The organism is Eleftheria terrae, from assembly GCF_030419005.1.
GTDB lineage: Bacteria > Pseudomonadota > Gammaproteobacteria > Burkholderiales > Burkholderiaceae_C > Caldimonas > Caldimonas terrae.
In genome coordinates, this window is the sequence record NZ_CP106953.1 from 703,753 (window position 1) to 720,694 (window position 16,942).

1 protein-coding gene (cut by a window edge) is annotated in these 16,942 nt (G+C 73.8%); it reads left to right on the forward strand.

The features are described from left to right. Positions 1–16,942 carry part of the coding region annotated (locus tag N7L95_RS29560) for a non-ribosomal peptide synthase/polyketide synthase (protein ID WP_301261179.1) on the forward strand (this coding region is incomplete at its 3' end). The annotated region continues 16,551 nt past the right edge of the window, so 16,942 of the 33,493 annotated nt are shown.

Below are 16,942 nucleotides of genomic sequence, written 5' to 3' on the forward strand. Positions count from 1 at the left end.
ATGTCCGACCCCCGCCCTCCTGCCATCGAGAACGACACCGGCGCTGCGACCGCCGCCTCCTCCCGCAGTGCGGTGGCCGGCGTGCCGCTGTCGTCACCGCAGGAGATGGTGTGGCTGGACCAGCTGTGGCACCCACAGGTGCCGCTCTACAACATCGGCATGGCGCTGCACATCGCCGGCCCGGTCGACGCAGCGCTGCTGCAGCGGGCCCTGCAGCAGGTGGTGGACAGCCACGACGCACTGCGCCTGGTGCTGCACGCCGGCGAGGACGGCAGCGTCACGCAGTCGGTGCTGTCGTCCGTCCGGGTGGCCCTGCCGGTGCTGGACTGCCCGGACGCGGCCAGCGCGCTGCAGCAGGTGCAGACGGTGTTCCGGCGCCCCTTCGAGCTGTCGGGGGGACTGTTGTGGGAATCGCAGCTGGTGCGCGCCGGCGAGGCGGGCTGCTACTGGCTGCACCGCTACCACCACTTGATGACCGACGGCATCGGCGTGGCGCTGATCGGCCATGCGGTGGTGGACACCTACAACCGCCTGCTGGCCGGCGAGGCGGTGACGCTCGGGCCGGGTCCCTCCTACCTGGCCGCCATCGAGGAGGACGCCGCCTACCGGGCGTCGCCGCGCTTCGAGCGCGACCGGCAGTTCTGGCTACAGCGCTTTGCGGTGCTGCCGCCGCCGCTGGTGCGTCCCCGGCCGGTGGCAGGCGGGGCTGTCGCCCCGAGCGGGCAGGTGCACTGGACCCTACCGCGGGCGCTGTTCGACAGGCTCGCCGGCGTGGCGCAGCAGCACCGGTTGTCGATGGCGCACCTGATGCTCGCCGCCGTGGCCGCCTGCTTCGCGCGGACCACCGAGGCGCGCGAGATCGCCATCGGGGTGCCGGTACACAACCGCAACACCGCCCGGCTCAAGCGCACGATCGGCATGTTCTCGTCCATCGTGCCCATCGGGGTGCGCGTGGCGCCGCAGCTGCCCTTCACGGCCTTGATGCAGGCCGTGGCGGCCGAGCTGCAGACCAGCTACCGCCACCAGCGCTTCCCGCTGGCCGAGATCAACCGCGGCCTGAAGCTGGGCCGGACCGGCCGCCGGCAGCTGTTCGACCTGAGCCTGTCGTTCGAGAGCCTGGACGGCAACTCGCAGCTCGGCGGCGTGCCGGCCAAGGTGGTGACGCTCGACAACGGCCACGAGCAGACGCCGCTTGCCATCTTCGTGCGGGACTACCACCCGGGCGACGATGTCGCGGTCGACTTCAATTTCAACCTCGCGGCCTACGGCCACGGGACGGTGGAGCGCCTGCAGCGGCAGTTCGTGCGTCTACTGGAGGCCGCCGCCGAGGCGCCCGGGACACCGGTGGCGCAGCTGCCGCTGCTGGGGCCGCAGGAGCTGCAGGAAGTCGTTCACACCTTCAACGACACGGCCGCCCCGCTGCCCCTGGCGCGCGGCGTGCACGAGCTGTTCGAGGCACAGGCCGCGCTGACGCCCGAGCGTGCCGCGGTGGTATTCGGCGACGCGTCGCTCAGCTATGCCGAGCTCAATGCGCGGGCCAACCGGCTCGCGCACCGGCTCATCTCGCTGGGCGTGGGCCCGGATGCACGGGTCGGCCTGTGCGTCGGCCGCTCGCTCGACATGGCCGTCGGCCTGCTTGCGATCCTCAAGGCCGGCGCGGCCTATGTGCCGCTGGACCCGTCCTACCCCGCCGAGCGGCTGGCCTACATGCTGGCTCAGGCGCGGCCGGCCGTGCTGCTGACGCAGGCCCCGCTGCGCGCGGCGCTGCCGGCGTTCGACGCCGCGCTGCCGGTCGTGCACATCGACGCGGCCGGCGACCTGCCCGCCCACAACCCCGGCGTGGCGATCAGCCCCGGGCACCTCGCCTACGTCATCTACACCTCCGGCTCCACCGGCCGCCCCAAGGGCATCTGCCTGCCCCACCTGGCGCTGCTGAACCTGCTCGAATGGAGCCGGCTGCACCTGCCCAAGCCGCAACGCGCGCTCGCCTTCGCGTCGCTCAGCTTCGACGCCAGCTTCTACGAGTTCTTCACCTCCTGGCACACCGGCGGCTGCGTCTACATCCTCGAGGAAGAGGCCCGTGCCGATGTGCCAGCGCTCGCCGCCTTCATCGCCCAGCACCGCCTCCAGGCGGCCACCCTTCCCGTGGTGCTGCTGCAGTCGCTGGCCCACGCGGCCGACACGCTGGCGCCGCTGCACAGCCTGCAGTCCATCATCGCCACCGGCGAGGCCCTGATCCTCACCCCCGAGATCGTCCGCTTCGTGCAGGCCGCACCCGCCCGCCAGCTCCACAACCACTACGGCCCCTCCGAGACCCACGTCGTCACCGCCGACACGCTGGCCTTCCCCCGCGATGCCCAGCTGGGCGTGCCCCCCTCCATCGGCCGGCCCATCGCCAACAGCCAGATCCTGCTGCTCGACGAGTGCGGGCAGCCCGTGCCCGTGGGCGTCGTCGGCCAGCTCTACATCGCCGGCGACAACCTCGCCCGCGGCTACTTCGACCGCCCCGACCTCACCGCCGAGCGCTTCCTGCCCAACCCGCACGGCGCCCCTGGCAGCCGCATGTACAGCTCCGGCGACCTCGCCCGCTGGCTGCCCGACGGCCGCATCGACTTCCTCGGCCGCATCGACCACCAGGTCAAGATCCGCGGCTTCCGCATCGAGCCCGGCGAGATCGAGACCGCGCTGCTGGCGCTGCCCGGTGTGCGCGAGGCCGTCGTGCTGGCCCGCGAGGCCAGTGCCGGCAACAAGCAGCTGCTGGCCTACATCGTCGGCGACGAGCTCGACGCCGACGCGCTGCGCCGCCAGCTCGCCCGCACGCTGCCCGACTACATGGTGCCGGCGCACTTCGTCGCGCTGGACGCCTTGCCCCTCACCAACAACGGCAAGGTCGACCGCGCCGCGCTGCCGCTGCCCGAGCTGGGCGACACGGGCGGCCAGCATGTGGCACCGCGCACCCCTGCCGAAGCCGCCCTCGCCGCCCTCTGGTCCGAGGTGCTGGGCATCACCGACCCCGGCGTGCACGACAACTTCTTCGCCCTCGGCGGCCACTCGCTGCTCGCCACGCAGCTCGCCTCGCGCATGCGCGCCGCCTTCGATGTCGAGTTGCCCCTGCGCACCTTGTTCGAGTGCCCCACCATCGCCGAGCTGGCCGCCCGGCTGGACGCACTGCCGCGCCTGGCGGCCGACGCGCTGTCGCCGATCCCGCCGGCCGACCGCAACGCGCCGCTGCCGCTGTCCTTCGCCCAGCAGCGCCTGTGGTTCCTGGACCAGCTCGAGCCCGGCTCGCACCTGTACAACATGCCGGGCGGCGTCACGCTGCGCGGCCGGCTCGACACGGCCGCGCTGCATCGCGCGCTCAATGCGCTGGTCGAGCGGCACGAGGCCCTGCGCACCTGCTTTCCCAGCGTCGAGGGGCGCCCCGTGCAGCAGGTGCTGGACCGCCTGGTGCTGGACCTGCCGGTGCTGAGCCTGGCCGAGCTCGCGCCGGCCGAGCGCCGCGAGCAGGCCGCGGCCCTGGCCCGGGCCGAAGCGGCGCAGCCCTTCGACCTGGCGGCCGGCCCGCTGCTGCGCACCCGGCTGCTGCGGCTGGCCGCGGACGAGCACCGCCTGCTGGTGACCCTGCACCACATCGTCGCCGACGGCTGGTCCATCGGCCTGCTGGTGCGCGAGGTGGCGGCCCTGTACACCGCGTTCTCGCAAGGGCAGCCGTCGCCGCTGGCGCCGCTGCCGCTGCAGTACGCCGACTACGCCGCCTGGCAGAACGAACGGCTGCAGGGCGAGGCGCTGCAGCGCCAGCTCGACCACTGGACCACCGTGCTGGCCGGTGCCACCCCCTCGCTCGCGCTGCCCACCGACCGGCCGCGCCCGTCCGTGTCGGCCCACCGCGGCGCCGTGGTGCCTTTCTCGTTGCCCGCCGGGCCGCTGCACCGGCTGGCGGCGCGCGGGCAGGCCACGCTGTTCATGGTGCTGGCGGGCGCCTTCAGCTTGCTGCTGTCGCGTCATGCGCGCCAGAACGACCTCAACATCGGCACGCCGGTCGCAGGCCGCCACCGCGCCGAGCTGGAAGGGCTGATCGGCTTTTTCGTCAACACGCTGGTGCTGCGTGTCCGCATCGATCCGGCCGCCTCCTTCGATGCACTGCTGCAGCAGGTGCGCGCCACCAGCCTGGCGGCGGACGCGCACCAGGAGCTGCCCTTCGAGCACCTGGTCGAGGTGCTGGAGCCGGAGCGCCGGCTCGGCCAGACGCCGCTGTTCCAGGTCATGCTGGCGCTGCACAACACACCGGCCGGCGCCCTGGAGATGCCGGGCCTGCAGGCGTGGCGTGAGGACGTCGCCGCCACCGTCGCGAAGTTCGACCTCACGCTGCATGCCACCGAGGCGGGCGACCGCCTGGACTGCAGCTTCGAGTACGACACCGACCTGTTCGACGCCGCCACCATCGAGCGCCTCGCCGCCCACCTGGCGGTGCTGGTCGACGCCGCTGCGAAGACGCCGCAGACGCCGGTGGCGCGGCTGCCGCTGTTCGAGGGCGACGAACTGCAGCAGGTGCTGCACGGCTACAACCGCACGGCCGCCCCGCTACCGGCAGCGCGCGGCGTGCACGAGTTGTTCGAGGCGCAGGCGGCGTTGACGCCCGAACGGCCCGCGGTGGTGTTCGGCGACGCGTCGCTCAGCTATGCCGAGCTGAACGCCCGCGCCAACCGCGTCGCGCACCGGCTGCTCGGCCTCGGCGTTGGCCCCGACGACCGGGTCGCGCTGTGTGTGGAGCGCTCGCTGGACATGGCGGTCGGCCTGCTCGCCGTGCTCAAGGCCGGCGCGGCCTATGTGCCACTGGACCCCCACTACCCGGAGGAGCGGCTGGCCTACATGCTGGCGCAGGCGCGGCCGGCCGTGCTGCTGACGCAGTGGCCGCTGGTCGAGGACCTGCCGACGCTGGACGGCGAGCTGCCGGTGCTGGACCTTGGCGGCGCCTTCCCGCTGCAGCCCGCGCACAACCCCGGCGTGGCGGTCAGCCCCGGGCACCTCGCCTACGTCATCTACACCTCCGGCTCCACCGGCCGCCCCAAGGGCATCTGCCTGCCCCACCTGGCGCTGCTGAACCTGCTCGAATGGAGCCGGCTGCACCTGCCCAAGCCGCAACGCGCGCTCGCCTTCGCGTCGCTCAGCTTCGACGCCAGCTTCTACGAGTTCTTCACCTCCTGGCACACCGGCGGCTGCGTCTACATCCTCGAGGAAGAGGCCCGTGCCGATGTGCCGGCGCTCGCCGCCTTCATCGCCCAGCACCGCCTCCAGGCGGCCACCCTTCCCGTGGTGCTGCTGCAGTCGCTGGCCCACGCGGCCGACACGCTGGCGCCGCTGCACAGCCTGCAGTCCATCATCGCCACCGGCGAGGCCCTGATCCTCACCCCCGAGATCGTCCGCTTCGTGCAGGCCGCACCCGCCCGCCAGCTCCACAACCACTACGGCCCCTCCGAGACCCACGTCGTCACCGCCGACACGCTGGCCTTCCCCCGCGATGCCCAGCTGGGCGTGCCCCCCTCCATCGGCCGGCCCATCGCCAACAGCCAGATCCTGCTGCTCGACGAGTGCGGGCAGCCCGTGCCCGTGGGCGTCGTCGGCCAGCTCTACATCGCCGGCGACAACCTCGCCCGCGGCTACTTCGACCGCCCCGACCTCACCGCCGAGCGCTTCCTGCCCAACCCGCACGGCGCCTCTGGCAGCCGCATGTACAGCTCCGGCGACCTCGCCCGCTGGCTGCCCGACGGCCGCATCGACTTCCTCGGCCGCATCGACCACCAGGTCAAGATCCGCGGCTTCCGCATCGAGCCCGGCGAGATCGAGACCGCGCTGCTGGCGCTGCCCGGTGTGCGCGAGGCCGTCGTGCTGGCCCGCGAGGCCACTGCCGGCAACAAGCAGCTGCTGGCCTACATCGTCGGCGACGAGCTCGACGCCGACGCGCTGCGCCGCCAGCTCGCCCGCACGCTGCCCGACTACATGGTGCCGGCGCACTTCATCGCGCTGCACGCCTTGCCCCTCACCAACAACGGCAAGGTCGACCGCGCCGCGCTGCCGCTGCCCGAGCTGGGCGGCACCGGACAGGACCACATGCCTCCCCGCAACCCGACCGAGCTGGCGCTGGCCGCGCTGTGGTCCGAGGTGCTGGGCATCACCGACCCCGGGGTGCACGACAACTTCTTCGCCCTCGGCGGCCACTCGCTGCTGGCGACCCAGCTGGTCTCGCGCGTGCGCACCGGCTTGCAGGTCGAGCTGCCGCTGCGCGCGCTGTTCGAGCACCCCACCATCGCCGGGCTGGCGGCCCACCTGCTGCGGCAGCCACGGCTGAGCGGCGCCGACCTGCCGGCCCTGCCGGTGGTGGACCGCAGCGGGCCGCTGCCGCTGTCGTTCGCGCAGCAGCGCCTGTGGTTCCTCGACCAGTTCGAGCCCGGCTCGCCGTTCTACAACATGCCCGGCAACGTCGCACTGCGCGGCGCCCTGGATGTCGACGCGCTGCGCCGCGCCCTCGACGCGGTGGTGGCCCGCCACGAGGCCCTGCGTACCACCTTCCCCAGCGTGGACGGCCGCCCGGTGCAGGCCATCGCGCCGCCGGTCCCCCTCGCCCTGCCGTTGACCGATCTCACCGCCCTGCCGCCCACCGAGCGCGAGGCGCAGGCCCGGGCACTGGCGCGTGCCGAGGCAGCGCAGCCCTTCGACCTGGCGGCCGGCCCGCTGCTGCGCACCCGGCTGCTGCGGCTGGCCGCGGACGAGCACCGCCTGCTGGTGACCCTGCACCACATCGTCGCCGACGGCTGGTCCATCGGCCTGCTGGTGCGCGAGGTGGCGGCCCTGTACACCGCGTTCTCGCAAGGCCGGCCGTCGCCGCTGGCGCCGCTGCCGCTGCAGTACGCCGACTACGCCACCTGGCAGCGCGAGCGCCTGCAGGGCGAGGCGCTACAACGCCAGCTCGACCACTGGACCACCGCGCTGGCCGGCGCCACCCCCTCGCTCGCACTGCCCACCGACCGGCCGCGCCCCGCCGTGTCCGCCCACCGCGGTGCGGTGGTGGCCTTCTCGTTGCCCGCCGCGCCGCTGCACCGGGTCGCGGCGCAAGGCCGGGCCACGCTGTTCATGGTGCTGGCGGCCGCCTTCGGCGTGCTGCTGTCGCGCCATGCGCGCCAGAACGACCTCAACATCGGCACGCCGATCGCAGGCCGCCACCGGGCCGAGCTGGAAGGGCTGATCGGCTTTTTCGTCAACACGCTGGTGCTGCGCACCCGGATCGACCCCGCAGCCCGCTTCGCGGACTTGCTGGAGCAGGTGCGCGCAACCACCCTGGCCGCCTACGCCCACCAGGAGCTGCCCTTCGAGCAGCTGGTCGAGGCGCTGCAGCCCGAGCGGCACCCGGGCCAGGCCCCGCTGTGCCAGGCGGTGCTGGCGCTGCACAACACGCCGGCGCAGGCGCTGGACCTGCCCGGGCTGACCCTGCAGCGGTTGGCGCCACAAGACCGCGTCGCCAAGTTCGACCTCGTCTGGCACGCCACCGAGGTGGACGACCGGCTCGACTGCGAGCTGGAGTACGACGCCGAGCTGTTCGAGCCCGCCACGGTCGAGCGCTGGGCCGGCCACCTGCGGGTGCTGCTCGAGGCCGTCGGCCGCGCGCCGGACCTGCGCGTCGGCGAGCTGCCGCTGCTGGGCGCCGAAGAGCGCCGCGCGTTGCTGGCTCCGCCGGTCCCCGCCCCTGCGCTGCCGGCCGGCGAGACACTGCACCGGCGCTTCGAGCGCCAGGCCGCGGCCCGCCCCGACGCCATCGCCGCCGTCTGCGACGGCGCCACCCTGAGCTATCGCGAGCTCGATGCCCAGGCCAACCGCCTGGCCCACCACCTGCGCGCCCACGGCGTCGGGCCCGACCGGCTGGTCGCCCTGTGCACCGAGCGCGGGCTGCCGCTGCTGGTCGGCCTGCTCGCCATCCTCAAGGCCGGCGGCGCCTATCTGCCGCTGGACCCGTCGTACCCGCAGCAGCGGCTGGCCTACATGCTGGAGGATGCGCGCCCCGCCCTGGTGGTGACCGAGGCGGCGCTGCTCGACCACCTGCCGGCCACGACACTGCCGGTCGTCTGCCTCGACCGCGACGCGGCGCATTGGGCGGCGGCGCCATCCGTCGCGCCGCAGGTCGCCACCGGGCCGGACCACCTGGCCTACGTCATCTACACCTCCGGCTCCACCGGCCGGCCCAAGGGCGCGCTGCTGCCGCACCGCAACGTGCTGCGCCTGTTCGACGCCACCCGCAGCTGGTTCGGCTTCGAGGCCAGCGACGTCTGGACGCTGTTCCACTCGTATGCCTTCGACTTCTCGGTATGGGAGATCTGGGGCGCGCTGCTGCATGGCGGCCGGCTGGTGGTGGTGCCGCACACGGTGTCGCGCGCGCCGGAGCTGTTCCACGACCTGCTGGTGCGCGAAGGCGTCACGGTGCTGAACCAGACGCCCTCGGCCTTCCAGCAGCTGGTCGCGGTCGACCTCGCCCGCGAGGGCGCGCCGCTCGCACTGCGCACCGTGATCTTCGGCGGCGAGGCGCTGAACCGCCCGGCGCTCGACCCCTGGTTCGCCCGCCACGGGCATGACCGGCCGCGGCTGGTGAACATGTACGGCATCACCGAGACGACGGTGCATGTCACCTATGCACCGCTCGGCCCGGAGGCGGACGCGCCGCAGTCCATCGGCGTGCCGATTCCCGACCTCGGCGTCTACCTGCTCGACGCGCAGGGGCAGCCGGTGCCGGTCGGCGTGGCCGGCGAGCTGTACGTCGCCGGCGAGGGCCTGGCCCGCGGCTACCTGGGCCGCCCCGACCTGACCGCGCAGCGATTCGTGCCCGACCCCTTCGGCGCGCCGGGCGGCCGGCTCTACGCCTCCGGCGATCTGGCGCGCCGCCGTGCCGACGGCCGCCTGGAGTACCTCGGCCGCATCGACCACCAGGTCAAGCTGCGCGGCTTCCGCATCGAACTCGGCGAGATCGAAGCGGCACTCACCGCGCACCCGGCGGTCGCCGCCGCGGTGGCCATCGTCCGCGAGGACATGCCGGGCGACCGCCGGCTGGTGGCCTATGTGGTGGCGCGCGGCGAGCTCGCGCCCGGCGCGTTGCGCGAGTTCCTGCAGCGACGGCTGCCCGACTACATGGTGCCGGCGCGGCTGGTGACGCTGCCGGCGCTGCCGCTGACCGCCAACGGCAAGGTCGACCGCGCCGCGCTGCCCGTGCCCGACGCCGCGCCCGCCGAGGCTGGCCATGTCGCGCCACGCACGCCGGTGGAGGAGATCCTGGCCTCGATCTGGGCCGGCGTGCTGGGGCTGGAGCAGGTCGGCATCCACGACAACTTCTTCGCGCTGGGCGGCCACTCGCTGCTCGCAACCCAGGCCGTCTCCAAGACCCGCGACGCGCTTGGCGTGGAACTGTCGCTGCGCGCCTTCTTCGAGGCGCCGACCATCGCCGGCCTGGTCGAAGGCCCGCTCGCCGACCGGCACGCCGACGCTGCCGAGCCGGCGCCCGCCCTGGTGCCGGTGCCGCGCGAGGTCGCGCCGCCGTTGTCGTTCTCGCAGCAGCGCCTGTGGCTGCTCGACCAGCTGGAGCCCGGCCAGGCCGGCTACCACATCCCGGCTGCCGTGCGCGTGCGGGGCCACGCGGACCTGGTCGCGCTGCAGCGCACGCTGGACGAGATCGTGCGTCGCCACGAGCCGCTGCGCACCCGCTTCGTCGCGGTGGACGGGCAGCCGGTACAGCTCATCGAGGCGCCCACCAGCCTGCCGCTGCCGGTGCGCGACCTGAGCGCGCTGCCGGCCGGCGAACGCGAGGTGCAGGCCCAGCAGTGGCTGCGCGAGGCAGCCGCGGCGCCCTTCGACCTGGCGCGCGGACCGGTGCTGCGGGCCGGCTACATCCGGCTCGACGACGGCGACGCGATCCTGCACCTGACGCTGCACCATATCGTCGCCGACGCCTGGTCCATCGGGGTGCTGATCCGGGAACTCGCCGCGCTCTACGAGGCGTATGCGGCCGGCCGCGCCTCGCCCCTGCCCGAGCTCGCCGTGCAATACGCCGATTTCGCCCACTGGCAGCACCGCTGGCTGGCCGGGGAACGGCTCGCGCGGCAGCTGGACCACTGGCGCGGGCAGCTCGCCGGCGCGCCGGCACTCTCCACCTTCCCGCCCGACCGGCCGCGGCCGGCGCTGCAGCGGCACCGCGGCCGCGCGCTGCCCTTCGTGCTGCCTGCGCCGGTGCTGGCCGCCGTGAAGCGGCTGGCGGCGCAGACCCAGACCACCCTCTTCATGACGCTGGCCGCCGCGCTGCAGGCACTGCTGTCGCGCCATGCGCGGCAGTCGGACGTGTGCCTCGGCACGGTGATCGCGAACCGCCACCGCAGCGAGACCGAGCCGCTGATCGGCGTGTTCTTCAACACGCTGGTGCTGCGCAGCCGCATCGATCACCAGGCGCCTTTCGCCGACCTGCTGCGCCAGGTGCGGGGCAGCACGCTGGACGCCTACGCGCACCAGGACCTGCCTTTCGAGCAGCTGCTCGAAGCCGTTCAGCCCGCCCGCCATGCCAGCCATGCACCGCTGTTCCAGGTGCTGCTGATCCTGCAGAACGCACCGCTGGAGGCGCTGCGCCTGCCCGGGCTGCAGCTGGAACCCTTCCTGGTCGAGACGGCGCATGCGCCAGTGGACCTCAAGCTCAGCCTGGCCGAACAGGGCGGTGAGCTGGTCGGCACGTTCGAGTACGACGCCGACCTGTACGACGACGGCACCATCGCGCGGCTGCAGCGCCAGTTCACCCGGGTGCTGGAGGCCGCCGCCGAGGCGCCCGGCACGCCGGTGGCGCAGCTGCCGCTGCTGGGGCCGCAGGAGCTGCGGGAAGTCGTTCACACCTTCAACGACACGGCCGCCCCGCTGCCCCTGGCGCGCGGCGTGCACGAGCTGTTCGAGGCACAGGCCGCGCTGACGCCCGAGCGTGCCGCGGTGGTATTCGGCGACGCGTCGCTCAGCTATGCCGAGCTCAATGCGCGGGCCAACCGGCTCGCGCACCAGCTCATCTCGCTGGGGGTGGGCCCGGATGCACGGGTCGGCCTGTGCGTCGGCCGCTCGCTCGACATGGCCGTCGGCCTGCTTGCGATCCTCAAGGCCGGCGCGGCCTATGTGCCGCTGGACCCGTCCTACCCCGCCGAGCGGCTGGCCTACATGCTGGCTCAGGCGCGGCCGGCCGTGCTGCTGACGCAGGCCCCGCTGCGCGCGGCGCTGCCGGCGTTCGACGCCACGCTGCCGGTCGTGCACATCGACGCGGCCGGCGACCTGCCCGCCCACAACCCCGGCGTGGCGATCAGCCCCGGGCACCTCGCCTACGTCATCTACACCTCCGGCTCCACCGGCCGCCCCAAGGGCATCTGCCTGCCCCACCTGGCGCTGCTGAACCTGCTCGAATGGAGCCGGCTGCACCTGCCCAAGCCGCAACGCGCGCTCGCCTTCGCGTCGCTCAGCTTCGACGCCAGCTTCTACGAGTTCTTCACCTCCTGGCACACCGGCGGCTGCGTCTACATCCTCGAGGAAGAGGCCCGTGCCGATGTGCCAGCGCTCGCCGCCTTCATCGCCCAGCACCGCCTCCAGGCGGCCACCCTTCCCGTGGTGCTGCTGCAGTCGCTGGCCCACGCGGCCGACACGCTGGCGCCGCTGCACAGCCTGCAGTCCATCATCGCCACCGGCGAGGCCCTGATCCTCACCCCCGAGATCGTCCGCTTCGTGCAGGCCGCACCCGCCCGCCAGCTCCACAACCACTACGGCCCCTCCGAGACCCACGTCGTCACCGCCGACACGCTGGCCTTCCCCCGCGATGCCCAGCTGGGCGTGCCCCCCTCCATCGGCCGGCCCATCGCCAACAGCCAGATCCTGCTGCTCGACGAGTGCGGGCAGCCCGTGCCCGTGGGCGTCGTCGGCCAGCTCTACATCGCCGGCGACAACCTCGCCCGCGGCTACTTCGACCGCCCCGACCTCACCGCCGAGCGCTTCCTGCCCAACCCGCACGGCGCCTCTGGCAGCCGCATGTACAGCTCCGGCGACCTCGCCCGCTGGCTGCCCGACGGCCGCATCGACTTCCTCGGCCGCATCGACCACCAGGTCAAGATCCGCGGCTTCCGCATCGAGCCCGGCGAGATCGAGACTGCGCTGCTCGCGCTGCCCGGTGTGCGCGAGGCCGTCGTGCTGGCCCGCGAGGCCAGTGCCGGCAACAAGCAGCTGCTGGCCTACATCGTCGGCGACGAGCTCGACGCCGACGCGCTGCGCCGCCAGCTCGCCCGCACGCTGCCCGACTACATGGTGCCGGCGCACTTCATCGCGCTGCACGCCCTGCCCCTCACCAACAACGGCAAGGTCGACCGCGCCGCGCTGCCGCTGCCCGAGCTGGGCGACACGGGCGGCCAGCATGTGGCACCGCGCACCCCTGCCGAAGCCGCCCTCGCCGCCCTCTGGTCCGAGGTGCTGGGCATCACCGACCCCGGCGTGCACGACAACTTCTTCGCCCTCGGCGGCCACTCGCTGCTCGCCACGCAGCTCGCCTCGCGCGTGCGCGCAGCCTTCGACGTCGAGCTGCCCCTGCGCACCTTGTTCGAGTGCCCCACCATCGCCGAGCTGGCGCTGCGCGTGGGGGACCTGCCGCGCCTGGCGGCCGACGCGCTGTCGCCGATCCCGCCGGCCGACCGCAACGCGCCGCTGCCGCTGTCCTTCGCCCAGCAGCGCCTGTGGTTCCTGGACCAGCTGGACCCACAGGCCAGCCTCGCCTACCACTTGCCGGCGGGCGTGCGCCTGAGCGGCACGCTGGACACCACCGCACTGGCGGCCGCGCTGGACCGCATCTGCGCGCGCCACGAATCGCTGCGGACGCGCTTCGAGCTGCAGGGCGACACCGCGGTGCAGCGCATCGACCCGCCGCAGCAGGGCTTCCCGCTGCAGCACCACGACCTGAGCGCCGAGCCCGACGCCCACGCCGCGCTGCAGGCCCTGGCCGCCGAGGAAGCGGCGGTGCCCTTCGACCTGCGGCACGGCCCGCTCGTGCGTGGCCGGCTGGTGCGCCTGACGCCCGCCGAGCATGTGCTGCTGGTGACGCTGCACCACATCGTGGCCGACGGCTGGTCCATCGGGCTGATCGTCCAGGAGCTGAGCGCCCTTTACGCCGCCTTCCGCCGCGGCGAGCCCGACCCACTGCCGCCGCTGCCCCTGCAGTACCCGGACTACGCCCTGTGGCAGCGGCGCCGCCTGGCCGGTGAGCGGCAGCGCCGCCAGCTCGACTTCTGGCGCGCCCACCTCTCGGGCGCCCCCGCGCTGCTGGAGCTGCCGACCGACCGTCCCCGCCCCGCCGTGCAGGACCCGGCCGGCGCGGTGCTCGACTTCACGCTGGACGCGCCGCTGTGCCGCTCGCTCGAAGCGCTGGCGCAGCGTGAAGGCGCCACGCTGTACATGACGCTGCTGGCCGCGTGGGCGGCACTGCTCGGGCGCTGGTCCGGCCAGTCCGACATCGTCATCGGCACGCCGGTCGCGAACCGCGACGAGCCGGCGCTGGAGCCACTGGTCGGCCTGTTCGCCAACACGCTGGCGCTGCGCACCGACCTCTCGGGCCGGCCGACCGTGGCCCAGCTGCTGCAGCAGGTGAAGCAGACCACGCTCGCGGCGCAGGCCCATGCCGAGCTGCCCTTCGAGCAGGTGATCGAGGCGCTGCAGCCGCAGCGCGACCGCGCCCACAGCCCCGTGTTCCAGGTGATGCTGGCGTGGCAGAACACGCCTGGCGGCCGGCTGGACCTGCCGGGGCTCTCGCTCGACGCGGTGGAGGCGCCGGTGCGCCATGTGCGCTACGACCTGGACCTGAACCTGCAACCCGTCGGCGGCGTGGTGCACGCGCGGCTCGGCTACGCCACCGCCTTGTTTGACCGCGCCACGATCGAGCGCCTGGCCCGTCACTGGCAGACGCTGATGCGTGCCATGGCGGCCGACGCCGATATGCCAGTGGCGCGCCTGCCGCTGCTCGACGCCACCGAACGCGACCTGGTGCTGGGCATGTCGGCGACTGGCATGGACCCGGCGGACCGGGCCGAGCTGCCAGTCGAGGACCCGGCCCCAGCCCTGATCGGCAGCCTGTTCGAGGCGCAGGTCTCACGCAGCCCCGACGCCACCGCGCTCGTCTGCGGCGACCGGAGGCTCAGCTATGCCGAGCTGAACGCCTGCGCCAACCGCCTCGCGAACCACCTGGTCGACCTCGGCGTCCGGCCCGACACCCGGGTCGCCATCGCGCTGTCGCGCGGGCCGGAACTGGTCGTGGCGGTGCTGGCGACGCTCAAGGCCGGCGCCGCCTATGTACCGCTCGATCCCGCCTACCCGGTCGAGCGCCTGCGGTTCATGCTCCAGGACAGCACCCCGGCGGTGCTGCTGGCCGAGGCGCACACTGCCGCGCTGCTGGCACCGCTGCCCGCCGGGCTCGCAGTGCTGCAGCTGGACGCCGACACGCTGCCGTGGGCCCAGGCGCCCGCCACCGCGCCCGACCCGGCGGCGCTGGGGCTGCGGCCGTCGCACCTCGCTTACGTGATCTACACCTCGGGCTCGACCGGCACGCCCAAGGGCGTGATGGTGGAGCACCGCCAGGTCGCCAACTTCTTCGCCGGGCTGGACCGCCACCTCGCCGGTGACACACCGGGTACCTGGCTGGCGGTGACCAGCCTGTCGTTCGACATCTCGGTGCTGGAGTTGTGCTGGACGCTGTGCCGCGGCTGGCGGGTCGTCGTCTCGAGCAGCGAGGCGCCGGAGCTTCCCTCCCTCCTGCTGGCCCACGGCGTGACGCACCTGCAGTGCACGCCGTCGCTCGCGCGCCTGCTCGTGCAGGACGACACCGCGCGGGCGGGCCTGGCCGGCCTGCAGGCCTTGCTGGTCGGCGGCGAAGCCTTCCCGGCGCCACTCGCGCGGTCGCTCTCGCGCCTGGTGGGAGGGCGGGTGCTGAACATGTACGGGCCGACCGAGACCACCATCTGGTCCGCGGTCCACCCGCTGGCCGGCGACGAGGACCCGGTGCCGTTGGGCGAGCCGCTCGCCCACCAGCACCTCTACCTGCTCGATGCCGAGCTGCAGCCGGTCCCGCTGGGCGTGACCGGCGAGATCGTCATCGCCGGCCGCGGCGTGGTGCGCGGCTACCTGGGCCGCCCGGCGCTGACCGCCGAGCGATTCCTCGACGACCCGTTCCGGCCCGGCGGGCGCATGTACCGCACCGGCGACCTGGCGCGCCGCCGCGTTGACGGTCGCCTCGAATTCCTCGGCCGCAACGACCACCAGGTCAAGCTGCGCGGCTTCCGCATCGAGCTCGCCGAGATCGAGGCCCGCCTGCTGCAGGCCCCTGGCGTGCAAGAGGCGGCCGTGCTGATGCGCGAAGACAGGCCGGGCAATGCACACCTGGTCGCCTACCTCGTGCCGGCGGCCGGCACGGCGGCCGAGCCGGCCGCGCTGCGCGACTGGCTCGCGCAGCGCCTGCCGGCCCACATGCAGCCGGCCGCCTTCGTGTGGCTGTCCCGGCTGCCGCTGACGCCCAACGGAAAGCTCGACCGCCGGGCGCTGCCGGCGCCGGAGTTCCTGGCGCCGCAGGCACCGGCCTACGAGGCACCCGAGGGCGCCGTCGAGATGGCCGTCGCCGAGGTCTGGGCCGAGTTGCTGGGCCTGCCCCGCGTCGGCCGCCACGACGATTTCTTCAAGCGGGGCGGCCATTCCTTGCTGGCGCTGCAGGCGGCCGCGCGGCTGCGCGGCCGCCTCGGCACCGAGGTGGCGCTGGCCGACCTGTTCGCCCGGCCGACGCTGGCAGCCTTTGCCGCGGGCCTGGCCGCCGGCGGGGCGGCACCGCAGGCCGGCATCCCGGTGGTGCCGCGCAACGGCCCGCTGCCGCTGTCCTTCGCGCAGCAGCGCCTGTGGTTCCTGGACCAGCTGGACGGCCGCAGCGCCGCCTACAACATGCCGGCCGCGCTGCGCTTGCGCGGTGCCCTGGACTTGGCCGCCCTGGCGGCCGCCGTGAACGAACTGGTGGCCCGCCACGAGATCCTGCGCACCACCTTCGAGGCCGGCACGGACGGCCCGGTGCAGCGCATCGCCGCGTCGCTGCACATCGAGCTGCCGCTGACGGACCTGAGCGCGCTGCCGTCCGGCGAAGCGCGGGCCCGCGCCCAATGGCTTGCGCAGGAAGAGGCGGCCACGCCCTTCGACCTGCAACGCGGCCCGCTGCTGCGGGTGCGTGTGCTGCGCATCGCGGCCGACGAGCACCTGTTGCTGTTCAACCTGCACCACATCGTGGCCGACGGCTGGTCGCTGGGCATCGTGGTGCGCGAGGTCGCGGCGCTGTACCCGGCCTGCGCCGAGGGCCGGCCCTCGCCGCTGCCGCCGCTGGCCCTCCAGTACGCCGACTACGCCCAGTGGCAGCGCCACCGGCTCGACGCCAGCGAGATGGAACGCCAGCTCGCCTACTGGCGCGACGCGCTGCGCGGCACGCCGCCCCTGCTGACGCTGCCCACCGACCGGCCGCGCGGCGCGGTGCAGGGCCGCCGCGGCGGCGCGCTGCCGATCGGGCTGTCACCGGCGGTGACGGCCGGCCTGCACGCGCTGGCCCGCGAGACCGGCGCGACGCTGTTCATGGCGCTGACCGCCGGGCTCGGCGCGGTGCTGGCCCGCCATGCCGGGCAGCCGGAGGTGGCCATCGGCGCCCCGGTGGCCCTCCGCCAGGCGCCCGAGCTGGAGCCGCTGATCGGCATGTTCGTCAACACGCTGGTGCTGCGCGTGCGCACTGCACCGGGATCGAGCTTCCGCGACCTGGTGCGGCAGGTGCGGGACACCGCGCTCGGCGCCTATGCGCACCAGGACCTGCCCTTCGAGCAGCTGGTCGAGGCGCTGAACCCGG